27 protein-coding genes are annotated in these 23,231 nt (G+C 26.5%); 5 read left to right on the forward strand and 22 right to left on the reverse strand.

Going from position 1 to position 23,231, the window contains the following annotated elements:
- Nucleotides 1-11: 11 nt before the first annotated feature.
- From ABDZ60_RS07365 to ABDZ60_RS07385, 5 genes are read right to left on the reverse strand one after another with little or no spacing between them, the layout of a single operon-like run.
- Complete coding sequence (locus ABDZ60_RS07365; RefSeq protein ID WP_047002229.1) at nucleotides 12-836, reverse strand: PTS system mannose/fructose/sorbose family transporter subunit IID; 825 nt, start codon at nucleotides 834-836, stop codon at nucleotides 12-14.
- Nucleotides 826-1,632 (reverse strand): PTS mannose/fructose/sorbose/N-acetylgalactosamine transporter subunit IIC, encoded by an 807-nt coding sequence (locus ABDZ60_RS07370; protein ID WP_343777226.1) that lies wholly within the window; start codon nucleotides 1,630-1,632, stop codon nucleotides 826-828. The genes ABDZ60_RS07365 and ABDZ60_RS07370 overlap by 11 nt, the downstream gene beginning before the upstream one ends.
- 19 nt (nucleotides 1,633-1,651) lie before the next feature.
- Nucleotides 1,652-2,155, reverse strand: coding sequence for a PTS sugar transporter subunit IIB (locus ABDZ60_RS07375; RefSeq protein WP_047002231.1), 504 nt, complete (start codon nucleotides 2,153-2,155; stop codon nucleotides 1,652-1,654).
- A 27-nt stretch (nucleotides 2,156-2,182) separates the two neighbouring features.
- Nucleotides 2,183-3,370 (reverse strand): glycoside hydrolase family 88 protein, encoded by a 1,188-nt coding sequence (locus ABDZ60_RS07380; RefSeq protein WP_343777229.1) that lies wholly within the window; start codon nucleotides 3,368-3,370, stop codon nucleotides 2,183-2,185.
- 32 nt (nucleotides 3,371-3,402) lie between these two features.
- The gene (locus ABDZ60_RS07385) at nucleotides 3,403-4,140 is read right to left on the reverse strand and encodes a GntR family transcriptional regulator (RefSeq protein WP_016208389.1); all 738 of its coding nucleotides are present in this window, start codon (nucleotides 4,138-4,140) and stop codon (nucleotides 3,403-3,405) included.
- A gap of 427 nt (nucleotides 4,141-4,567) precedes the next feature.
- On the opposite strand from ABDZ60_RS07385, the gene ABDZ60_RS07390 reads away from it, so the two are divergent.
- Complete coding sequence (locus ABDZ60_RS07390) at nucleotides 4,568-5,368, forward strand: phosphotransferase (protein ID WP_343777232.1); 801 nt, start codon at nucleotides 4,568-4,570, stop codon at nucleotides 5,366-5,368.
- Nucleotides 5,369-5,402: 34 nt separating this feature from the next.
- On the opposite strand, the gene ABDZ60_RS07395 is transcribed toward ABDZ60_RS07390, so the two are convergent.
- The 7 genes from ABDZ60_RS07395 to ABDZ60_RS07425 all read right to left on the reverse strand — a co-directional run bounded on the left by ABDZ60_RS07395 (nucleotide 5,403) and on the right by ABDZ60_RS07425 (nucleotide 10,869).
- Entirely contained in the window at nucleotides 5,403-6,089 is a 687-nt protein-coding gene (locus tag ABDZ60_RS07395; RefSeq protein ID WP_047002285.1) for a DNA alkylation repair protein, read from the reverse strand.
- A gap of 53 nt (nucleotides 6,090-6,142) precedes the next feature.
- The gene (locus ABDZ60_RS07400) at nucleotides 6,143-6,616 is read right to left on the reverse strand and encodes a methylated-DNA--[protein]-cysteine S-methyltransferase (protein WP_016208926.1); all 474 of its coding nucleotides are present in this window, start codon (nucleotides 6,614-6,616) and stop codon (nucleotides 6,143-6,145) included.
- Nucleotides 6,617-6,655: 39 nt separating this feature from the next.
- A complete protein-coding gene (locus tag ABDZ60_RS07405; RefSeq protein ID WP_016208927.1) occupies nucleotides 6,656-7,195 on the reverse strand; it encodes a bifunctional transcriptional activator/DNA repair enzyme AdaA in 540 nt (179 codons plus the stop codon).
- A 200-nt stretch (nucleotides 7,196-7,395) separates the two neighbouring features.
- A complete protein-coding gene (locus ABDZ60_RS07410) occupies nucleotides 7,396-7,902 on the reverse strand; it encodes a GNAT family N-acetyltransferase (RefSeq protein ID WP_016208928.1) in 507 nt (168 codons plus the stop codon).
- Between the two features lie 253 nt (nucleotides 7,903-8,155).
- Nucleotides 8,156-8,866: a gamma-glutamyl-gamma-aminobutyrate hydrolase family protein gene (locus ABDZ60_RS07415; protein WP_047002234.1), complete on the reverse strand. Its 711-nt coding sequence runs from the start codon at nucleotides 8,864-8,866 to the stop codon at nucleotides 8,156-8,158.
- A gap of 162 nt (nucleotides 8,867-9,028) precedes the next feature.
- Entirely contained in the window at nucleotides 9,029-10,375 is a 1,347-nt protein-coding gene (locus ABDZ60_RS07420; protein WP_343777236.1) for a DUF6179 domain-containing protein, read from the reverse strand.
- Entirely contained in the window at nucleotides 10,375-10,869 is a 495-nt protein-coding gene (locus tag ABDZ60_RS07425) for a DUF6323 family protein (protein ID WP_343777238.1), read from the reverse strand. The genes ABDZ60_RS07420 and ABDZ60_RS07425 overlap by 1 nt, the downstream gene beginning before the upstream one ends.
- Nucleotides 10,870-11,087: 218 nt before the next feature.
- On the opposite strand from ABDZ60_RS07425, the gene ABDZ60_RS07430 reads away from it, so the two are divergent.
- Nucleotides 11,088-11,600, forward strand: a complete 513-nt coding sequence (locus ABDZ60_RS07430) for a ferritin (RefSeq protein ID WP_343777240.1) — start codon at nucleotides 11,088-11,090, stop codon at nucleotides 11,598-11,600.
- A gap of 233 nt (nucleotides 11,601-11,833) precedes the next feature.
- On the opposite strand, the gene ABDZ60_RS07435 is transcribed toward ABDZ60_RS07430, so the two are convergent.
- The 3 genes from ABDZ60_RS07435 to ABDZ60_RS07445 form a co-directional block, all read right to left on the reverse strand.
- Complete coding sequence (locus tag ABDZ60_RS07435; protein ID WP_016208934.1) at nucleotides 11,834-12,214, reverse strand: SHOCT domain-containing protein; 381 nt, start codon at nucleotides 12,212-12,214, stop codon at nucleotides 11,834-11,836.
- 124 nt (nucleotides 12,215-12,338) lie between these two features.
- Nucleotides 12,339-12,875, reverse strand: coding sequence for a DUF1836 domain-containing protein (locus tag ABDZ60_RS07440; protein ID WP_016208935.1), 537 nt, complete (start codon nucleotides 12,873-12,875; stop codon nucleotides 12,339-12,341).
- Nucleotides 12,876-12,896: 21 nt separating this feature from the next.
- A complete protein-coding gene (locus ABDZ60_RS07445; RefSeq protein WP_016208936.1) occupies nucleotides 12,897-13,748 on the reverse strand; it encodes a DegV family protein in 852 nt (283 codons plus the stop codon).
- A gap of 517 nt (nucleotides 13,749-14,265) precedes the next feature.
- Between ABDZ60_RS07445 and ABDZ60_RS07450 the strand changes: the two genes are divergently transcribed.
- A complete protein-coding gene (locus ABDZ60_RS07450; RefSeq protein WP_016208937.1) occupies nucleotides 14,266-14,814 on the forward strand; it encodes a 50S ribosomal protein L25 in 549 nt (182 codons plus the stop codon).
- Between the two features lie 124 nt (nucleotides 14,815-14,938).
- On the opposite strand, the gene rpsD is transcribed toward ABDZ60_RS07450, so the two are convergent.
- The 4 genes from rpsD to ABDZ60_RS07470 all read right to left on the reverse strand — a co-directional run bounded on the left by rpsD (nucleotide 14,939) and on the right by ABDZ60_RS07470 (nucleotide 18,422).
- Nucleotides 14,939-15,532 (reverse strand): 30S ribosomal protein S4, encoded by a 594-nt coding sequence (gene rpsD / locus ABDZ60_RS07455; RefSeq protein WP_343777244.1) that lies wholly within the window; start codon nucleotides 15,530-15,532, stop codon nucleotides 14,939-14,941.
- Between the two features lie 220 nt (nucleotides 15,533-15,752).
- Complete coding sequence (locus tag ABDZ60_RS07460) at nucleotides 15,753-16,736, reverse strand: hypothetical protein (RefSeq protein WP_343777246.1); 984 nt, start codon at nucleotides 16,734-16,736, stop codon at nucleotides 15,753-15,755.
- Nucleotides 16,737-16,857: 121 nt separating this feature from the next.
- The gene (locus ABDZ60_RS07465; protein WP_343777248.1) at nucleotides 16,858-17,544 is read right to left on the reverse strand and encodes a DsbA family oxidoreductase; all 687 of its coding nucleotides are present in this window, start codon (nucleotides 17,542-17,544) and stop codon (nucleotides 16,858-16,860) included.
- 56 nt (nucleotides 17,545-17,600) lie between these two features.
- Nucleotides 17,601-18,422, reverse strand: coding sequence for a nitroreductase family protein (locus ABDZ60_RS07470; RefSeq protein WP_016208941.1), 822 nt, complete (start codon nucleotides 18,420-18,422; stop codon nucleotides 17,601-17,603).
- Nucleotides 18,423-18,639: 217 nt separating this feature from the next.
- Here ABDZ60_RS07470 and ABDZ60_RS07475 point away from each other — a divergent pair, with 217 nt between their 5' ends.
- Nucleotides 18,640-19,515, forward strand: a complete 876-nt coding sequence (locus ABDZ60_RS07475; protein WP_343777251.1) for a LysR family transcriptional regulator — start codon at nucleotides 18,640-18,642, stop codon at nucleotides 19,513-19,515.
- Between the two features lie 75 nt (nucleotides 19,516-19,590).
- On the opposite strand, the gene ABDZ60_RS07480 is transcribed toward ABDZ60_RS07475, so the two are convergent.
- Entirely contained in the window at nucleotides 19,591-19,794 is a 204-nt protein-coding gene (locus tag ABDZ60_RS07480) for a heavy-metal-associated domain-containing protein (protein WP_016208943.1), read from the reverse strand.
- 234 nt (nucleotides 19,795-20,028) lie between these two features.
- Between ABDZ60_RS07480 and ABDZ60_RS07485 the strand changes: the two genes are divergently transcribed.
- Nucleotides 20,029-20,973, forward strand: a complete 945-nt coding sequence (locus ABDZ60_RS07485) for a hypothetical protein (protein WP_343777253.1) — start codon at nucleotides 20,029-20,031, stop codon at nucleotides 20,971-20,973.
- 138 nt (nucleotides 20,974-21,111) lie between these two features.
- Here the strand turns inward: ABDZ60_RS07485 and ABDZ60_RS07490 are convergent, their stop codons facing one another.
- Nucleotides 21,112-21,735, reverse strand: a complete 624-nt coding sequence (locus ABDZ60_RS07490; protein ID WP_016208944.1) for a DUF47 domain-containing protein — start codon at nucleotides 21,733-21,735, stop codon at nucleotides 21,112-21,114.
- A 113-nt stretch (nucleotides 21,736-21,848) separates the two neighbouring features.
- Nucleotides 21,849-22,901, reverse strand: coding sequence for an inorganic phosphate transporter (locus ABDZ60_RS07495; RefSeq protein ID WP_047002238.1), 1,053 nt, complete (start codon nucleotides 22,899-22,901; stop codon nucleotides 21,849-21,851).
- Between the last annotated feature and the right edge of the window lie 330 nt (nucleotides 22,902-23,231).

Below are 23,231 nucleotides of genomic sequence, written 5' to 3' on the forward strand. Positions count from 1 at the left end.
TTCAATACCTCCTAAACCAGGATACCAAAGTATGAAAGTACTATACCTAATGCAAATAATAAAGCTAGTAACTTATATGTTGACCATTTATATTTTTTTACTAATACAAATACTATTATAGTAATAACAGCAGGTAACATATTTGGAAGTATCTTATCTAAAATTCCTTGAAGAGAAACTACTTGTTCTTTTGTATCAGCTCCTGCTGCAAGGGTAGTAGCGTATTGAATACCTATCTTCGCCTTTACAAACGAAACTGCTAATGCAGAAATTACAGTAACACCAACAATATTTGCTGCATGAGATATTTGTCCAATTTTTTCACTTAAAGTAGCAATTACACTAGTTCCAAGTTTATATCCTAAATGTCCCATTAACAATTTAACAATAAACAATGTAACATTTATAGTTATAAAGAAAGCCATAGGTGCAAAGCTTAATCCATCCATTGCTAATCCAGCAAAAATTGTTGAAAATAATGGAGCTACACCAAATTGTGCAAGAGAATCACCAATACCTGCTAAAGGGCCCATCAAAGCCATTTTAATGCTACGAGCATCTTCTACATCTTCACCATGATCAAGCATTGCTAATTGTAAGCTTGTTATAAAAGGTACCATATGAGGGCTTGTGTTATAAAATTCAATATTTCCACCAGCTATTTCTTTTAGCTTATCTGGTTCATTTTTAAAAATTTTCTTTAACGCTGGTAATATTGCAAATAAATATCCTGTTCCTTGATATGAATTATAGTTAAATCCATTTTGTAGATAATAAGCTCTTAAAGAAGTATTTAAATAATCTTTTGATGTTAATACCGGTTTTCTAGATGCCATTTGAAAAATCCTCCTCTTCTACAGCAACATTTGAAGTGCTAGCTACTACAACTTGTGCTTTTTCTGTATTTAAGTTATACATAATTATTGCAAATACTGCTCCGACTAGTGCAGTAGCCATAGTTGGTAATCCTAAATATGAAACACATATATATCCTAATAACACATATGGAATGTATTCTTTCTTTAACATAACTGACATAATCATTGCAAATCCTATTGCAGGTACAAGTCCACCAGCAACTGAGAATCCTTTAACTAACCATTGTGGTAGAACATCAACAAATGCTTGTAAAGCAGGTAAACTTACTGCTGATGCTAGACCTACTATAAATCCAACAACTAAGAAGCCTATAAATGTAAGATTAGCAACCACATTGAATTTACTATACTTACCTTCTTTTATTAAATTTTTAGCATTACTTGTTGTTCCAGAGAAAGCAGTATATAAACTAGTAGTAAGCAATTGGAATAATACCGCAAACGGGAATGATAGTGATAAGGCTGATTCAGGAGTAACTCCTTGATTTTTTAAAGTTATAGCCATTATTGTTCCAACGATTCCAGGTCCTAATTGGTTTGGAGGAACTGTACCACCTGCACCAACACCAAATCCCATGAATGCTAATTCTGCTAATGCCCCAAATGTTAGAGCCGTTGGGATATCCCCTAAGATTAATCCAACAAAGAATGCCATAACAATTGAACGGTTAGTATAAATACCTAATAATTGTCCTGCATAACAAAATGCAGTTACTAGTCCAATTAAAAGTGCTTGAACTAATGTAATTTCCATAATGTAATCCTCCTCTATTCTATAATATCGCCTTATTTAAAGCTTCTATTGTTTGAACACCATCATTTGATACTGGTGATGTTTTAGTATCAAATTTAATATTATATTTATCTCTTAATTTACGTAAAGCTTCCTTATCTTCTTCACCTAAATAAATAAATTGAGAAACCTTTTCTTTACCTTCAGCTGCATGCACATTACCTACATTTAATTCTTCCATCATAGGAAATCCGCCTTCAGCTAATCTTAATGCGTCCTTACAATCTTTTACAACAACAAAAATAGTTTGGTTTGGTGCAGCTTTCCAAATAACCTCATTGGTTCTATCAATTGTCCAAAAACGCATATTAACTTCTTTTGGAATAACTGTTTTCATTAGCGTTTGTTGAATTGGATCTGTCGATACCTTATCATTTGCTACTATAACTAAATTAACGCCTAAACTTTTAACCCATAATGTACCTTGCCCATGAATTAAACGCTCATCTATACGTATTTTTTTTATATTTGGCTTATTTTCCATAACTATTCCTCCATTACATTAATAGAATTACCAGTACATATTCCAATTACTATAAAAGCGAATTAATGCCTCCATATAATAATAGTCACCCCATATATTTCCTTCATCAACGCCTTTGCCTGAATGCCATGAATAAACTCCATGGTTCAATAATGCGGTTGCTCCTTCAGTTAATTCTTTTGTATAATTGTTAATCAAACTTCTTAAAATTATGTGCTCTATATGTCTGTAGACATTTTTCATTTCATTACTTTCTGGCAAGAACTTATCCATTAAATTGAAGCCACAAACAGCAATCGCTGCTGAAGATGAATCTCTAGATTGTCCTGAATTATCATTAAAAATCAAATCCCAATAGCATACAAAGTCTTCTGGTAAACGATTTATAAAATAATTTGCTACTGCCTCAAAGTTTTCTAAACTTTCCTTTTGAGGGTTATAATAATAATTTAATGCTATTCCGTAAATTAACCACGCTTGTCCACGAGCCCAGCTAGAGTCATCTGAATAACCTTGCCTTGTTTTTCCCCCTATCGGATCTCCTGTTTCAGGATCAAAGTAAAAAGTGTGGTATGCAGATGCATTTTCTCTAATAGCATTTGAAATAGTAGTACCAAAATGTCTATCTGCAATTTCCTTATACTTACTATCTCCAGTTACGCTACTAGCCCAATACAATAATGGGATATTTAAAAGACAATCTACAATTAGTCTATAGTTATCACGAGCACCAAGCTCTCCCCATGCTTGTATAAATCCACCAACTTCTTGATAGCGACCAATTAATTTATCTGCTGCCATAACTGCAGCATCATATGCTAATTTATTTTCTGTTAATTTATATGAACTGACACAAGATGGGGTATATAAAAATCCTAAATCATGATGCTCAACTTCAATATTATTTATAATTCTATTATGGAAGGATTCTACATGCTTTTCAGCTATTCTTCTATATTTCTCATCTTTTGTGTACTCATATGCTAGCCACAATATACCAGTCCAAAAACCATTAGTCCACTCAGTATTATCCATCACTTCATAAGTATTATTCTTAGTTGCTGGAGTTGGAAATTTTTCTCCAAAAACTTCAATATTTCTATCGATTTTCCTAATACAATCATCTAAAGCATCTTTAATTTCTTTTTTGGTTAAAAATCCTCCATTTAAGTAACGCTCACTACCAACTAATGATTCTTTTTTAATTACTCGCATTTTTTTAACTCCTTAATGTCTTTTTCTATTCATCACTCGACATTATCTTCAGTTTGAATTTCAATTGAGTAAAATTTATAATGTATGTAGTTTCTAACAAATTCAAAAGGCTGCTTTTCTGGATAGTATGTTATTCCTTCTGATTTATAAACAGGTATATTTCTATCTATTTTCAAAATCTCACATACCTTATCCTCTACAATTGGAAACTCTATTTCTATTTTTTTCTTCATTGGCAATGTCATTAAATTTATTCCAAACATTTTCCTTAATTCATCTGAAAGCCTATTACTTTCTTTCAGCTCATTATATGGAAAGTTTTTTAAATATTTTTTAGGAATATAACTATTTTGTACATGCCAAGGTCTATCATTTACATAACCAACACGACAGAACTCTACTAAAATATCGTTTGATCTAACATTCAGTTTCTTTGCTATTTCTGGATTTTCTATTTCTTTTACATAAATTAATTTTTTACTTTCAACAATTTTATATTGCTCTTTAAACTCCTGAGTTATTGGACTACCTTCATCTATAAATGCACGTCTATGCTTAAAGTTTTTTCTTACAAATGTACCTTCACCTTGTTTTCGAATAAGGTATCCACTTAAAACTAAATCTTGAAGAGCTTTTACAACTGTTGTACTACTAACATTATAAATTTTTTTCAATTCTCCTTCTGAATATATCTTATCTCCGGGTTTGAATTTTTTATCTTCAATCATTTGAATAATGTCTTGTTTTATAATTTGATATTTAGAAACCATTTCTATTCCTCCTTAATAATATGACATGTTAATATGTTAAGTTTATTATATGTTATATCATTAAGGCCTTCAAGTTATAGTTTCCATTTAATAATTAATATCAAATTCTTAAATTATCTACTAAGTAGATTTTTAATTCATTTTAGTAATTATGAATCTTAGAATTTTATAATTAATTATATAAATTTAAAAGTCATTTTTTTGGTTTAGTACTTAACCTAATTACAACTTAACATGTTAACCTGTTAATGTAATAATATTATAGCTAGAAACCGTTGTCAAGATATTAAAAAAATTTTTGTTGAAATTTTTTTAAATATAAAAGCATTATCCCTATGGATAATGCTTTCAAATTTTTATAAATTCATTAAAATACTAAAAAATATATGTTAAAATATATCTATAAACTAGCCTTTTAGGAGATTTTATGAATACATTAACTAAAAATATTTTACTAAAAAAACTGGGTGGTCTAAATAATTCAAATTATCTATTGGAAATACAAAATTCAAAATATGTCTTAAGAATTCCAAGTAAAAATAATACTAATAATTTTTCAGATGAACATGATATTTTAAATATAGTTAATCCACTTAACATTTCTCCTGATATTCTTTACCACAATAAAGATACTGGAGTCTTATTAAGTGAATTTAAGAAGTCTATTAAAATCAATCTAGAATTTTATAATTCACCTATTTTCATTAATGACTTGATTTCTATATTAAAAAAACTACATGGCTTAAAATGTACTAATTACTTTAATCCTTTTAAGATAATTAATGAAAATATTAATTTTTTACTTAATTCAAATTTTAACTTTAATCATGACATAAATATATTAATGAAAAAGCTAAACTTATTAGAATATACTTTAACACAAAACATCCATTACGGATTATGTCATAATGATTTAAATATATCTAATATTTTATATAGTAAGGATTCTGTATATCTTATTGACTTTGAATTTTCTGGAATGGGAGATATTTTTTTTGACTTAGCTACTTTATCTTGGTTTTTAAATGATGAAATGAGAAATGAATTGATTAAAAATTATTTTGGAAACTACTCTTCATATCTAAAAGAAAAATTAGAAAACTACCTTTTTGTAGTTAAGTTTTGGAATGCAACATGGAGTTTTATAAAATCCATGAATAATAATTCTCACTATGACTATAAACTTGGGGGTAATATGATATTAGACGATTTAATAATATCCTTATAAAATCGTCTAACTATCTTTATCTATATATAATTATTTATTTTCTTTTCATACTTTTGATAATAACCTTATTTTCTTTAGAGACCTTTAATGACTCACAAATCTTTTGTAATGTTTTATTATATGTAAAATTATCTAAACTATTTTTCCTTAAATATTTTATTGTTAATTCATCATATTTCACATAGCAAACTGATATTGCCCAAGCAACAGCCATTTTAACATAATATCCCTCATGTTTAATCTTATCTAATTTACTTAAAACTAATTTAATATAATCTTCTTCTATGTAATAATTAAGTAACATAACGATTGCAAATCTTACTTCAAATTCATTTTTAGACAAAATATATTTTTGTATAAATTCCCACACTTTTTCTTTGTTATTATTAGTGAATTTTAATCCATTACAAAAACTATCGCAAACAGACCAGTTATTAATCTTTGCTACATATTTTCTTATAACTTCTAAAATTTCGTCTATATCCACATCCTTAATGTATCCAACTACCATACCTTGTAGCATAATCTCTTCAAAGTAATAATCTCTTGGACTATTTAAGTAGCTTCTCCAATCATCCTTTGCTATTTCTTTTGCCATCCTTCTTAAATTTGGCAGTCTAACTCCAAGAATATTTTTAACTCCTGGTAAAAGCTTCGAAGAAAACTCTCTATAATTCTCTTCAGATAAATTTACTAGCTCTTGCCTAATCTTTAAATTAATATCTTCACTAAGATTAACCTCCAAACTATCCCCTCCTATGACATATATTAATTCTATAAATGATTTTTACCTTCTATCTCTAACAATTTTTCTTTCATTTTTAAACCTCCTGCATATCCAACTAATTTCCCACTTTTCCCTATAACTCTATGGCATGGTATTATTATTAATATTGGATTTTTATTATTAGCCATCCCTACAGCTCGAGCTGCCTTTGGATTTCCTATTTTTTCTGCTATTTCTTTATAAGTTACCTTTTGCCCATAAGGTATATTAATAAGTTCATTCCACACCTTACTTTGAAATTCTGTTCCTTCTAACTCTAATGGAATACTAAAATTCATTCTACTTCCAGATAAATACTCATTAAGTTGATTTAATGCCTCTTTGATTAGTTTAGTTTCTCTTATCTCTACATCATCTTCAAGTTTTAGCTTTTCTTTTGTATAAATATTTGTAATACCCCTTCCATTTTCAGCAATCCCAATTTCTCCAATTATAGTTTTATAGTAAAAAATACTTTTCATATAACTCCTTTCAAGTTTATTTCACAAATAAACTATTAATCATTTTATACGATAACTTCTAGGATTTATACCTTCAACTTTCTTAAAATTGTCATAAAATGTTGATAAACTTTTAAAACCACATTCATAAGAAATTTCAATAATTGATTTATTAGTAGTTTTTAAAAGTTCTTTTGCTTTTTTTACCCTAAGTTTTGAGATATATACTCTAGGTGTTAAATTAAAAACTTTATTAAAAATTCTTAGTAAATGACTTTTTGCTATATGTAATTCTTCTATCTTAGAATTAATTAATTCTTCATCATAGTAATATTTATCATAAATATCCTTAATATTATTAGCAATATTAATACTAGGATTATATTCTATTAAATCAGGTCGGCACCTCTTACAAGGTCTAAATCCACCTTCAATTGCTCCTTGTGCTGTAGAGAAGAATATTACATTTTCCTTAACTGGATTCTTTGATTTACAAGATGGTCGGCAAAATATTTTCGTAGTCTTTACTCCATAAAAAAACTTTCCATCATATGTTGAATCATACTCTATAACAGCCTTCCATTTTTCCTCCTTTTTCATATATCTACCTCCAACAATAATTTAACATATTGTTTTAAAAACTTCTTACGGATTTTTATCTTCTAATTTTAACATAAAAAAAGTATTGATTAACAAAAATCAATACTTTAAGCAGAATTATTCAATATATTTTAAGTGTCTATACTCAATATTTAACTTTAACGATAATTACTATTTTATATTAGTTAAGTCAAATAAATCTATGCAGCTACTTTAATAAAAGATTTCATATTTATATGGTATTCAATCTCTTTTTCAAGTTCTTTAGCTTGTTTAAAACCTACCCCTTTAAAAAGATTCTGAGATCTTTTATTACTCTTTTTAATTTTGGCTACGACATACTCAGCTCTCATATCAAAAAAAGCTACTTTTAAAGCTTCTAGCACTGCATTATGTCCTATCCCTTTACCCCATAGATCTTTTTCACCTACTGCGATAACGACTTCTACGAATTCACTTTTAGGAACTAATCTTAAGAAGCCTATTGTTCCATATATATTTTTTATAGTAAAAAATCTACAATTATTATTAAAAAGATGAGTTAATATCGGCATGTTTACCCTATTTATAACGTTGATTAAATTTCTTTTTACATTAGTATCTTCATTTAAATAACTTATTATTTCCTCATCACTAAGCCAATTGCATATTTTCTCTGCATCAGATCTATACACTTCTTGACTAAGATTAATACTGTTTACTTCCACAAAGTACAACTCCTTAGCTCTATTATATAGTTTGCAAACTTTATGAATTAATAATTACTAGTAACAATCATATCTTACTATTATTATTAATATAAGTAAAAAGCAGTATTCTCTGTTGCTCAAGTTTAACTTGGCTTTCTTATTCTTTTCTCACTTTTCTATCACTTTGCCACAATGTTTATTTTTTCCATAAATAGTATTTAAATTCCATTTAAAGTTATTAAAAGTATTTTTTTGGTAATATAATTATGCTTTATAAAGTGTTTTGCATAAATTTTTTAAAAATATTTTTTTGTTCTTCATAATTTTTATATAATAATTCTGGATGCCATTGTACACCTAGAACAAATTTTTTATTATCCATATAAGCACTTTCTATTATTTCATCTTCACTTATTGCTGCTACTTTTAAATGTGTTGATAAATTCTTTATAGCTTGATGATGCATACTGTTTACTAATATTTCTTCTTTACCTGTAATATTAAATAATAATGAGTTTTCCTTTATTTTTACTTTATGGCTTGGTACATAATAAGGTTTATCTTGTTTATGAACACTTTCAATATTATTATTTTTTTCTATTTTTATATCTTGATATAACGTTCCCCCTAAATATACATTTAAAAGTTGGAAGCCCCTACATATGGCAAGTAATGGTTTATCAAGGTTTAGGACTTCATCTATTAATATCTGCTCAGTAGTGTCTCTGCCATTATTTATATTTCCACAATACTCTGCTCTTTTTTCATTATATATAGCAGGATTTACATCTTGTCCTCCAGTTATTACAAATCCATCAAATTTACTAACTATTCTTCTAATGTCATTTTCATTATCTATAATTGGCAATATAACAGGAATTCCACCTAAATCTGTAATCACATTTAAATAAGAGGGTAACATCCAAATACTGTCTCTATCATCATCAAAAAGTGCTGTAACTCCAATAATAGGTTTAGTCATAGTATCCTCTCCTTTCTATCATACGTTACTTTATTGTTTATATTATATGTCTTTCAATTGATAAATGAAACACTGCCAATAAATTCCTTGCATTAGCTTCTTCACTAAATTCAGTTATCTTTACACTAAATTCCATAAGTATTCAATTCATCTAGATACTTTTTATATCTCAATTTTATTTGATAATGACATAATATTCTTTTTTCTATAATCATCAATGTAATCTAAATATTCTTTTAGCTTTTCATGCCATTCTTTTTCACTTTCAGTCCCATAATCGCTATCTAAATCCTTATTACTTGGTAAATATTTTATTAATAACGCTATTTCAATATCCTCTAATGAATTAAAAACTTTATAAAATTCATGTTCAAAAATACAATCTGCTCCTAATACATCTACTAAATCCCTTAAGCTATGAATATCTTCTTTAATTATTTTTATTTTATCTTCTACAGTATTACAAGTTCTAATTTCTTCAGTTACATATCTAAATAAATTATTTTTAATACTTTTTCTGTCTTTATATTTTATAATATTTTCTTTTTCATTATTTGGAGTAATAAATATTTTGTCTATTTTATTTATATTAATTTCATGACTAATTTCTACAGAAATATTATTTAAATAATTTATTAATTCTTGATTATCTATAGAAAACTCGCTACAAATTTTTTCTATAGCCATTAATATATTATCTTTAAGTTGAGCTTCTGATAAATCTTTAAGTTTATACTCAATATATATTTTATCAGAAGAGGTTATTAATAAGTTCTTAGCACTTCTATTTAATAAAATAGATCCTATAGAGTTTGTTAATACAATTTTAAAAACATTTATTAATAGGTGATACGATTTTTTATCATATCCATTTAGTAATTCATCTATATCTTTGAAATTAAAATTAGAACAGAATAAATTTTCTAGATATAAATTTTTCAAATATCTCTCAATATATTCTACTCCAGCTAAATTTATTTCATAATTAGCTAACGGATAATCTATAGATCCGGGAACTTCATGACTTTCATATCTAAAATTATATTCCTTAAAAAACAAGGGAATTCCGTATTCCATAGTATCTATATAAGCATAATTTTTTATTAGTATTTTAGTCTTTGTTATATATTCTAGCAAAGTAGTGCATTCATTAAGTTTAACTTTTAAAAGCTTTTGCCCTTTATTAAATATCTCTTTGATATTATTCTTTTTAATTAAATCTATACTCTCAATAGCTTTAAAGTTGTTTTTCAAGAATAAACTTATTGTATAATATATAGATAAAAGTAAACTTTCTGCTACTTCTACTCTAACTGAAGTGCTTTCTCCCATTGTATAATAACCAACTAATTCTTTTAAAATGCCTATAATTTGAATTTGTATATTTTCAAATTGCTCTTTATTTAATAAATTATTTGAATAAGCATATTGTAGTAAAGACTGAAAATAATACTCTTGATTTAATAATTCTTCTATTCTATCTGGATTATTTATAATAACTTTGTTCATTATTTATTATCATCCCCATCTTCATATTCATCTTTGTCTTCATTCATATTTAAATAGTCTGTAACTCCATACTTTATATTGTGTGCAATATTATCTAGATATTTATACTTAAGAAGATCTAAGGAACCTTGGCACTCATTATCAAAATAATTTTTCATTAAATTTATTAAATCCTCATCACCTATTTCATCCATTGTTTCGTTTTTATAATAATAAAAAGTTTCTATTATATCATCTATAGTCTCAATATAGTTATATTGAGAAATATAAGGTGAATCACAAAAGGTTAATATAATCTTTTGAATTAGCTCTCCGCCTAATTCTATTCGGCCTGTTTTTATAAGTGATTCTTTTCTTGTCTGTAAAATTATATTTATATCTTCTGCTGAAAGCTTCAAACCATATTCTAAAGTTTTTTCATTACATTTTTGAACTTCTAAAAAAGTTTCTTTACTTACAAATAAATCTGAAATAGACACAATATTATTTTCCATAAATTAACCTCCAAAAATTTTATTTTCCCCTTGACTTATTTCTTTAAATGTGGTATGATTAAATTAATACACATTTTTATAATACCTAATTTTATCATTGTCTTTCAAAATAGTCAATGATATTTTTTATATACTTTTTTTTAATTTCTATAGTTAACTTTTCTAATCTTATATCATTTATATGTATGTTTTTTACTTTTATATAAAGGAGGGTACAAATGTTAAGTAATACGATTTTAAACAATCTTAATGAACAAGTTAATTTTGAATTTTATTCATCTTATACTTATTTAGCTATGGCATCTTATGCTGAATCTATAGATCTAAGTGGATTTGCAAATTTCTTTAGAATTCAAGCAAAAGAAGAATTAGATCATGCAATGAAAATTTATGATTACATATTTCAAAAAAATGGTGTTGTTAAATTAAAAGAAATTATTAAACCTCAATCAGATTTTAATAGTTTAATTGATTTATTTGAAAGAGGATATAAACATGAGCAATTAGTAACTAGCAAAATTTATGAATTAGCTGATATGGCTTTTGAAGAAAAGGAACACGCAACTATTAGTCTACTTAAATGGTTTATTGATGAGCAAGTCGAAGAAGAAAATAATTTTAATACTTTATTAAAAAAGCTAAGAAGAGCTGAAGATAATCCTGCTGCTATATATATGATTGATGAAGAGCTTTCTAAAAGAGTCTACACACAACCAACAACTACTATTTAATAAAATATCTATAAAAAAAATAGGAGCGCTCCTTTTAGGACGCTCCTATTTAAATATAAGAAAGTATAAAGGTTTTTGAAATTTAGGTAATTTCTTTATACCACGACTTTATCATTTCAATGTATAAAAACAGTTTCACTTTATACTTTCCTACCTTCACTTTTCAAGTGGCAATATTAAGTTTATATTGACTTGAAGTGAAAGCAGACCATGAATAAACTTACTCTCTTAGCCTACTTTATTTTATTTAATATTTCAATTCTTTTAGCTTCATATTCAATCTCGCTTATAATTCCATCATCTCTTAGCGATTTTAATTTTCTTAATTTCTCTTCAAAGTCTAATTCTTTTTCTTGATTTATATTATTTTCAAAATTTCTATCATGGTATCCATCTGATTCTATATAAATTTCTTCACTTGGTATTCCTTTTTCACTAAATACATTTATACCATTAGTTATAGTTATTCCAACTGCCATGGATGTCCAAAAAAATCCGAATAGTCCAAATTGAGGTATTACTATAAATATACCTATTAAAACAAATATTATTCCACCTATAAACCCTGGAATAGAAGCTTGCCTACTAGGCTTAATTTTAATATTTTTTCTCATAACTTATACCTTACCCTTATATTATTCTATTACATTATAGCATTTTAAAAGGATTTTATCATAAGCTTTTAATATAAAATCTACTCTATCCATATATATTAAGTATTTATTAAATACCCTAATATTAGAAACCTTTTTTTATTACTTCATCAAAAATATATTCGTATATATATATCTTATGAGAAAAAGACATTACTGTAGATCTAACAACTTCTGATTCTCTAGTAACTCTTCTTGCAGAACTAGGTTCAGAAAAATTTCTTGTATCAAAAACAGCCTTTAGAGACTTTTCTAGTTCTACACAAAAAAAGTCATACGCTTCTTCTATAGGGCAAGTATTTATTTGCCCTCTTATTAAATTACATATTTCTTGTATAGTAAAAACCTGCTTTAATATACAAACTATAATTAAATATGCTAGATGCTTTTCATTATATTTTTTATCTTTTGGAGGAGAAACTACCTTTTGCTTAACATAATTATTAAGCATTGTCGGAGTAATTAGCCTTTCACTATGTCTTACATTAATTCCTTTTAATACATTTTCTATATATTCAATAACTTGCTCCTTATATAGTGGAACTTTAGGGAGTTCATTGTATCTTGGACAATGGAATTCTAAAATATTCCTCATTAGATTCTCACTTTTCCCTTTATTCATATTTCTTCTCCTATGAATCAATTATTTTAATAAATCATGCTTTTTTATTACTTGTATAGCAACACAACCTGGACCTCCTTGTGTTGTAAATACAGGACTTAGCAACTTAATTTCTATTTCTATATTTTTAATTGCTTCTAATATAATTTCCTTAGCTTCATGTGCTAAATCTTCTTTGCAGGCATGAGAAATATAGATTTTATAACTAGAATCAATATTCCATTCTAAAAAAGCTTCACTTATCTTTTTCATAGCTTTTTTATATGTACGTTTAGTAGCAAATTTTATAAGAGATTTACAATCTTCTGCTAAAGTCATAACCGGTACTAATTTTATTGCACTACCAATTTTACCAACTATAGATGATATCCTGCCCCCTCTTACTAAAAAGTCAAAATCGTGCGGAATTAAAAATGATTTTGATGTTTCGATAATTTCTTTTAATTCTTTTACTATTTCATCTTTTGTATAACTAGCTTCTGAAAGCTTTACTGCTAAATCTACCAAATATCTATGTGGTCCACATAAAGTTTTAGAATTTATAACCTCTATACGGTCTGGATTGTTATCCATATTTTTTGCCATGCATGCTGAATTATATGTACCTGACAGACCATCTGCCATAGAAATATTTATTATTTCATCATCTGGATATTTACTATATATATCTAGAACTTCTCCAATAGATGGTTGAGATGACTTAGGAATATGTCCTTGGTTTATTATATCAATAAAGTCTTCTGTATTAATGTCTTCATATTCTCTATATGTTTTATTATTAATGCTAACTGTAAGTGGTGCAATATCGATTTTATTAGCTTGTCCTTCTTTGATAGAATAAAGAGTTGATGAATCTGATACAATTTTAATCATATTTTATCTCCAATTTCGTATATTAATCTAATATATATAGTTTTTAAAACTATATGTTTCAGATTAACATACTAAGTTATTGATGTCAATGATAATTATGTAAACATTTTAATAATTCCTTCTAAACTATACTATTTATCTTAATTTAATTGATGAAAATAAAATCAATTATTAAAAACTTATTTAGTCTAATATAGAAATTGTATCAACTTTCCCAGTTTAATAATAAATACTAACTTTTATCAATTTGTCATAATATTCTATATTTTTCTTTAATACTTCGATATTAAATCTATATTTTATTACCAAATCATTACTTTTCACATTTTGATTTTATTTTGCTTATTAAGTAAACTCATTGTAATAAACCAAAGGAGGATGATGCATATGTGGGGCTTTGAAATTAAGCTCTAGGTGTGGTTGCATAAATATCTCATATTTATAAGTACAATCACCTTAACTTTATAGAGCTTAATGATTATTATCAAATATAAAGTTAATGAAAGAGGTATTTATTATGTCAAATTTAGCATTTAAAGTATATGAAAGAAATGTAAAGACAAATCAAAGTAAATTAAGAAAAACTGGTCAAATTCCAGGGATAATATATGGAGAGTTCCTTGATAATACTATTCCTATAAAAATGTGTAATGCAGAACTTAGAAGAATGCTTAGAAAAAACAATAGTGGATCTATTATAGAAATTGAATTAGATAATAAAAAATTTAATTGCGTGGTTAAAGATGTTCAGAAAAATAATCTACATGAAATATTACATGTAGATTTTCAATATATTAAACCAAATGAAGTTATAAAAATGAGAATTCCTATTAAAATTATTGGACAAGAAAATTTAGAATCTAAGAGATTGACATTGGAAACTCATAATTTGTTTATAGATTTACAAGGAAATGTTGAAAAAATTCCTGAATCAATCGAAATTAATGTTGCTGATATGAAAGCTGATGATAAAGTATTTATTGAAGATATTGTTATTCCACAGGAAATAACAATTTTAACTGATTCTAAAACTTTATTGGCTGTTGTAAGTAGCCAAATTGTTTAATTCTATAGTTTATTTATAAAAAAAAAGCTATACACTGCACTGTATAGCTTTTTCCATGGCAAAATATACTTTAATTTTAAGAAGTATGAACCGTACAATATTGCTAGAATAATTAACAAAATGACTATCTAGAATAAAACTCAACTATTAGATTTTCATTGATCATTATTGGTAATTCATTTCTTTGTGGATATCTAGTATAAACAGCCTTAAATTCATCTAAGTTAGATTCAATATAAGGTAAAGTATTTACATGAGCTTTTATGGTTTCAATATAGTTTGGAGATTTTCGTGCTTTTTCTGTTAATGAGATATTTGTTCCTGGTTCTACCTTATATGATGGAATATCAACTTTGTTTCCATTAACTAAGATATGTCCATGATTGACCATTTGTCTTGCTGCCCTAATAGAATTAGCAAAACCCATTCTGTATACAAGATTATCTAGTCTTGATTCCAATCTTATTAATAAAGCTTCTCCTGTTGTGCCTTCTTTAGTTTTAAAAGCATCTTCAACATATTTTCTAAATTGTTTTTCTAAAACCCCATAGTAAGCTCTTAATCTTTGCTTTTCTAATAGTCTAACTCCATATTCAGATAATTTTTTATCTGCTCTACTTGTTCCCTTAACAGATCTATTCATAGCTTTTGGATGTCCTGAAACATTTAAGCCAAGTCTTCTACACTGTTTAAATCTTGGGCCTCTTTCTCTAGCCATGGTTTTCCTCCTCTTTAAAATTAAATTATGGGATAATAATATCACACTTCTTTAATAATTGAAAATAATTATCATTTGATTCTAAGACGATTATATTAATTTATTTTTATTTTTCTTGTATTTACTCGCTAATTGATAATATTTATCAATTATTTCATTTAATTTAGTAATCCTTAAATCTTTATTTTATCACTACTATCATGTTAATAACTTATTATATTTAATCATTTTTATTTTTTAAACAATCTTCAGGATTTAACTTTACTCTTTTCCATTTTCCATTACTATCTTGAATATATTGAGCTACTTCTACATCATAGTCATTAGTTAAAGTATAAAATTGTATTTTATAGTTTTTATTATCATTTCCAAGGAAATATAAATTCTTGATATATCCATTCACTTCTGTTTTGTTAATCTCTTTAATAAACTTGCACCAATCTCCGTATTCTATTTGAACTTTTGATTCTGCATCATATACCCATCCGTGATATGGCGCACAAAGATAATTTTCGGGTGTTATGTTTATATTAGATATCTTATATTCATTTTTTATTTTACTCAACTCTATAAATCCATAATAATAAGTAAAACTGGCAACATTATTTTCTAAAGCTTGTATTGCTTCTATTTCATAAAAGTATTTAATATCATCATTATCACTTGGTACTTCTCTAAATTTTATTAAGCTTATATGAAATATATTAGAAAATGAATCTTTGTATTTTTTGAAACTTACCTTCGCTTTATATTCATCATCAAAAAGGTTATAAGCTATTTTATAAGGCTTATCCCCATCCCCTAATGAACCGCAGCCTATATATTTACCATTCACAGGATTAGCTGCTTCTCTTAATAAAGAAAAGTAATTTAAAATTGTATTCTCTGGACTATTTATGAATTTCATTGGTATTGATATATCATTGAATTTATTATCATAATAATTATTAATAAGTTCATTAATTTCTTCGTTGTTATTTAATACAGGAAGTTTTGATGGTCTAAAGTATTTTTCATTATCCAATACATTCACTACTTCCTTTTCATGTTGTTCTTCTAGCTTTTCATTTATGAGAAATGCTCCAACAATAAAATCCCTTTTATTATTTAGTATTACGTATTTATAAAATATAAGCCCAAAACATAATAAAACTAATAAAAATAATAAAAAATAACTTTTTCTCTTCTTAATATAAATTATCATTAACATACTCTCCATTTAATATACTTACTAAATATATTATTATGTTTATTCTATTAATATATTAAAATTACTTAATCTATGAAAAAAACTATGACTACCACTGTAATCATAGCTTTTTAATCTAATTACTTTTATTTTCAACATTACTTTTCTTGTTCAAATCAATAAAAGCTTTCTCATCTTCCATCACTTTATTTAAAGCTCTTATAAATAATTCAGTAGGTTGAGCTCCTGATACTGTAAATTTTTCATTAAGTATAAAGAATGGTACTGCATTTATTCCATAACGTCCTGCTAACTTTTCGTCACTTCTTACGCAATCACTATATTTATTAGTATTTAATATACTTATAGCTTCTTCTTTATTTAAGCCAATACTTTTTGCTATTTCAGCTAAAGTATTAAAATCACTTACATTTCTAGAGTCTGTAAAATATGCTTTGAATAAAGCTTCTGTCATTTCTTCCATTTTTCCATGCTCTTTAGCAAAATGGATCATTCTATGAGCATCAAAAGAATTTGTTGGTATTAAGGTATCAAAATTATATTCTAATCCCAGCTCTTTTGCTTGACTTACTATATTATCATTATTTAACTTAGCTTCTTCATAGGTAATTCCATACTTACTAGAAATAAGTTCATGTATATTTTTATCATTATGTTTTGATGCATTAGGGTTTAGTTCAAAACTACGATATATAACTTCTACCTCTTCCTTTTTATCAAAGCTTTCCAAAGCTGCTTCAAATTTACGTTTTCCTATATAACAAAATGGACAAAATATATCTGACCAAATTTCAACTTTCATTTTTATTCCTCCTTACTATGCAAAATAATTTACTACTTTAATAAATTTATTATTAATTACATCCAACTTATTTCCGCAATTTTTCTTGGTGTTGTTCTTAAATATTTTATATTAGGATATCCAATAACCATACAAGTTACGATTTGTTTACTTTCATCTAATCCTAAATAATCCATTATCTTTTTATTCCCTTGTGCTGCCCTTATAAAGAATCCACTAAAGAACGTTCCAAGTCCCAAAGCATTAGTCATAAGTTCCATATTTGAAGATGCAAGTGCACCATTTACTTGAGAGTTAGATATCACAAGTACTACTGCTGGTGCATTAAAGAATACTCTGTCTCCCTTTTTAGGATTTACTTTATAATCTTCATACATTTTTACCCACATTTCTGCATAAGTTTTAAATTTTATAGTTTCTTCATTTAAGTTATTTAGTAATTCTTGTCCCATTTGACTTAAACTTTCCAAGATCATTTCTCTTAGTTTATCAATTCCATTTTTTATAACCACATAAGAAACATCTTGACTATTACTTCCTGTTTGAGTAAATCTACCAGCTTCTATTATTTTTTGAAGTTTTTCATTTTCTACATCTTTATCTTTAAAATTTCTTATACTTCGTCTAAACTTAATGAAATTAAGTAAATTTTCTTCATTAACTTCAAACTCTTCTTTATTGTATTCTTTCACATCTTCCATTTTATATTCATTTGTTGAAACTGCATTCCTAGGACAAACCGCTATACAGTGTCCGCATTTAATGCACGTTATATTATTTATATTTGCTTTTCCATTAACTAGATTTATATCTCTTACAATACAATCATTAACACATAAACTACATCCAATACATTTTTCTTTATCTACTTTCATCATAATATATTCCCCCACTTTATTTTGACATAACTATAAATTAATTTTATAATTATTTTATATTATTAGTTTAATTCAAAAGCTTATATTGTGATTATATCATCCAAAAGTTACATATGTCTAATTGATATTTTTCATAAAATCATAACTAATAGTTATAGTTATTATACTATCAATATAACTTGAAAAATGCCTATGTTATTTAATTAAGGAGAATAAAATGAATCTACAACAATTAGAGTACTTTAAAACAATAGCACAAACCGAAAACTTTACAACTGCATCTAATTTGTTATCAGTAAGTCAACCTGCCTTAAGTAAAGCAATTTCAAAACTTGAAGAAGAATTAGAAGTTCCTTTATTTGAAAAGAATGGTCGTAACATTAAGCTTACACGATTCGGAAAAATGTTTTTACTTCATACAAATGCAGCTTTACTTGAAATAAATAAAGGTATAAAAGAATTAAAGGAAATAACAAATCCTAATACAGGCAGTATTTCTATTTCATCTACCTCTAGCATAGGAACATATTTTATGCCTTTTATAATAAGTGATTTCTTGAATAAAAATCCTAATACTAAATTTCAATTTAATCATGAATCAGTACAAAATATAATATGCGATTTAAAATCTAGAAAAATAGACTTAGGATTTTATGAATGTATAGAAAATATCATTATACCTTCTGAAATTGAATCAATCCCCATAAGAAAAGAAGAATATGTATTAATAGTTCCCAAAAATCATCATCTTTCAAATAAATCTAAAATATCCTTAAAAGAATTAGCCAATGAATCTTTTGTTGCCTTTTGCATAGATAATAAAGATAAGATGATTTCATACTCTGAGTTCTTAGGTTATATTCCTAAAATATCAATAAGACCTAGTGAAGCAAGTATGTTGGAGGGATTAGTAGCGGCAGGTGCGGGAATATCTATAGTTCCTAATACACCTATTATAAACACAAACGTTGTTTCTATATTAAAAATAGAAGAGAAGATTAAAGATAAAACGATTTATATGGGATGGCTTAAAAATGCTTATATGTCACCTATAGCAAAAATATTTAAGGAATTCGTAATTTCAACTCTTTAAAATAGTATATATGTGGCTTTAGATATAACTAAAGTAGTATATAACATTATTATATACTACTTTTTCTTCTAATAATTATTCAATTGTATGACCTGTATTCTCTATACAGCTTTTTATACTTTGCTGTGTAGCTGGTTTATTATAAATAACTTCTACAGAGCCTCTTGACATATCAACACAAACTTGATTAACACCTTCAACCTTTTCTAATGAGTTTTTTAACTGTGTTTTCATATTTTCATTAGCTATTCCATTTACCTTACAATGTAATCTTTCCATTCTATATCTCCTTTCAAAATTGATACAAATATAGTATGTTCAAAATACATTCATATATATTCTATAGCTCTTAACAATTAATCTTTTATTCTTACTTAGTATTATTCAAATTGTATAATATTTTTATGATTTTAATGAAATTTATTATAATATTACATTTATTAATTGATAATTAATCCAATTCCTGGTATAATCATCATTGTTTTAAGATTTTATATGAAAGGGGGATTTAATATGAAAGATAAACTACTTTTAGGACTTGCTGAATTAACACAGTTAACTCCTATCAATAAGAAAGAAGCCTTATTTGGATTATATAGAGATTATAATGTTTCAATTAACTCAATTAATTATATATATTATATTGATTTTCCTATAAAGCTTACTAATGAATCTGAAGTAGATAATATTAATTCTTTTCTTAATGGTTTAAAAAAGGAATTTAAAAAGCTTAATTATGCTTCTTATAAACCTTACAGCATTCAACTTCAATATAATCCAGGCTATAAAAAATATAGAAATCCAGAAATAATATTATCTATATTAAATAAACTCATAGATTTTTCTGTTATGAACAACTTAGTTACTTCTTGTAGCTCTTGTGGAGAAAACATAGAAGTTTCACCATTTTTACTAGGTGCTAATATCATTCCTTGTTGTAAGAACTGTCAATTTGAAATTAAAAATACTATTAGTGAAAATCAAAATAGCGTTCGAAATAAGGGTAACAATATTATCGGTGGAATCGTTGGTGGATTTATAGGTGCTCTACTTGGTTCAATAGTTTGGATATTAATATATCAAATGAATTATATAGCCGCAATTGCTGGACTAGCTATTGCCATATGTTGCATTAAGGGCTATCAATTACTTGGTGGAAAGCTAAATATAACAGGTGTTATTATTACTTCTATAATCACTATTATAATGGTTTATGTAGCAAATCATATTTCACTAGCCATAGACATATACTCTGAATTTAAAAGTTTTTACGAAATAACATTCTTTGATGCATTAAGATCTGTCCCAGATTTTCTATCAGAACCTTCAATTAGAAGTGAGTTTATGAAAAACTTATTTATTGGTTATCTTTTAACATTTATAGGTTCAGCATCATATATTAAAAAGTCTTATAAAGAATTTAACTATAAAATAGAAGCTGAAGAATTAGAGTTGTAAAAAATTTTATATGTAAGTTTTGTTATTCTCTGGTTTCACTCAAAGTTAACGTAAACTTACATATTAGCATTTACCAACTGAAGGAATAAATAAGGCTGTTGAAAATCAACAGCCTTATATTATATTCTTATGTATTTATTATGAATTTTTCATTATTACGCTTTCAACTAGATTCGCCGCACTTTCACAAGCATCACAACATCTTTCAAAGTACTTAAATGTATCAGTCCAAGTCATTAATTCAATAGGATCCTTTGAACTAGTATATAAATTTCTTATACAACTAGTATATAATTTATCTCCTTCTTCTTCTAAATCATTAATATTTATTATTAACTTATTTATTGACGTAGACTTTTTATAATTATAAAATTCTTTCATTAATCCTTTTAATGCATCACAATTTTTTATGATTACATTAGAAAATTCTAAAGCTTCTTCTCTTAAACTAATTATATTAAACATATAAATTCTAGCTAATATATCTTCTATAGCATCTGTTACATTATCAATTTCATGAGCTAATTCTATTATATCTCCTCTTTCAATTGGAGTAATAAATTCTTTAGCTAATTTATTCATCATTTCATGTTTTTTTATATCTGCTGTATGTTCAATTTCATGCATTTCATCTATTTTGTTCTTTATTATATTTATATCAAAATTAGACAAAGTTTCATTAAGCAGACTAGCTGCGCTACAAGAATAATCAACTAATTCTGCTAACATTTCGAAATAATTATTTCCCTTTTTATTTGCCATTTTTAACTCTACTCCTTTAGGTGTAAAAATTTTTTTATATTTATATGTATGTTTTAATCAATCTTTTAAACAATTAACATAATATAATATTAATTGCCATTAAAACTTATACACTAAAAAATTCCAATAAATAATTTTGCCATTAAAAATCCAATAAGACCACAACCTGGGAAGGTAAGAATCCACGTCCAAAGCATTTCCTTAACTACTCCCCAATTTACTGAGCTTAATCTTTTCGCTGCTCCAACTCCCATTATAGAAGTGGTTTTAGTATGAGTAGTACTTACAGGTATTCCTGTTACTGATGAAACCAAAAGACATCCAGCAGCTGCTAAATCAGCTGAAAATCCCTGGTATTGCTCTAATTTAACCATATCCATACCTACTGCTTTTATTATCTTATATCCACCAATAGATGTTCCTAATCCCATAACCAAAGAACAAAGTATCATTAGCCAAATTGGAATAACAAAATTTTCAACGCTACCTTGACCATTAGCTAAAAATATTCCAAGCATAAATACTCCCATAAACTTTTGTCCATCCTGTGCACCATGCATAAATGCCATTGCTGCACCTCCAGCAATTTGTGAACCTTTAAAGAAGCTACTAGTTTTTTTACGATCAACTCCACGGAATATAATTTCTATTAATTTCACAGTAAGCCATCCCATAGCAAATCCTAATCCAGTAGAAAGTACTAATCCATAAACTACCTTTATCCATTCCCCTCCATTGATACCGCTAAATCCACCTTGAAGGGCAATTGCAGCTCCTGATATACCAGCTATTAAAGCATGACTTTCACTTGTTGGAATTCCAAAATACCATGCTGCTGTTGCCCATACTACAATTGCAAACAATGAAGCACATAAAGCAACTAAGGCGTTTCCAGAATCACCTCCGAAGTCTACCATATTATATATTGTCATTGCTACATTAGCATTTATCATAGTCATTACAAAAACCCCAAGGAAATTAAAAATAGCTGCCATTAAAATTGCAGAACGAGGTCCTATTGCACGAGTCGATACACATGTAGCTATAGCATTTGGCGCATCTGTCCATCCATTTACTAAAATAACTCCTAAAGTTAAAATTACAGTTATTAATAATGCCGGATTTTCTACTACTTGTCTTAAAAATTCAAAAAAAGAAATAGTCATTAAATATCTCCTTCCAATACATTAACCATTATTTATAATATAGAAAACTTTTATTTATAATATAATAAATATGTAATTATATTATATGAATTGTAATAAAATCTTCTCAAATTAACAATGTGATTATATAATATTCTATATTAAAAATACAAGTTGAATTTCCATTTTATTCCCAAAATCCTCTGTTAAATTATTGTTAAATACAAGTTAAATTTATTTTAACCAAATTGAAATACTATATTTATTATGCTTATTTTTTGTAAATGTTAATATGAAAGTGCATAAAAGTTCCAACATCAAAATGTAGGAATTTATGCACTTTTTATGTTA

The organism is Clostridium sartagoforme (assembly GCF_039521405.1).
In the GTDB taxonomy this organism is placed as follows: domain Bacteria; phylum Bacillota; class Clostridia; order Clostridiales; family Clostridiaceae; genus Clostridium; species Clostridium sartagoforme.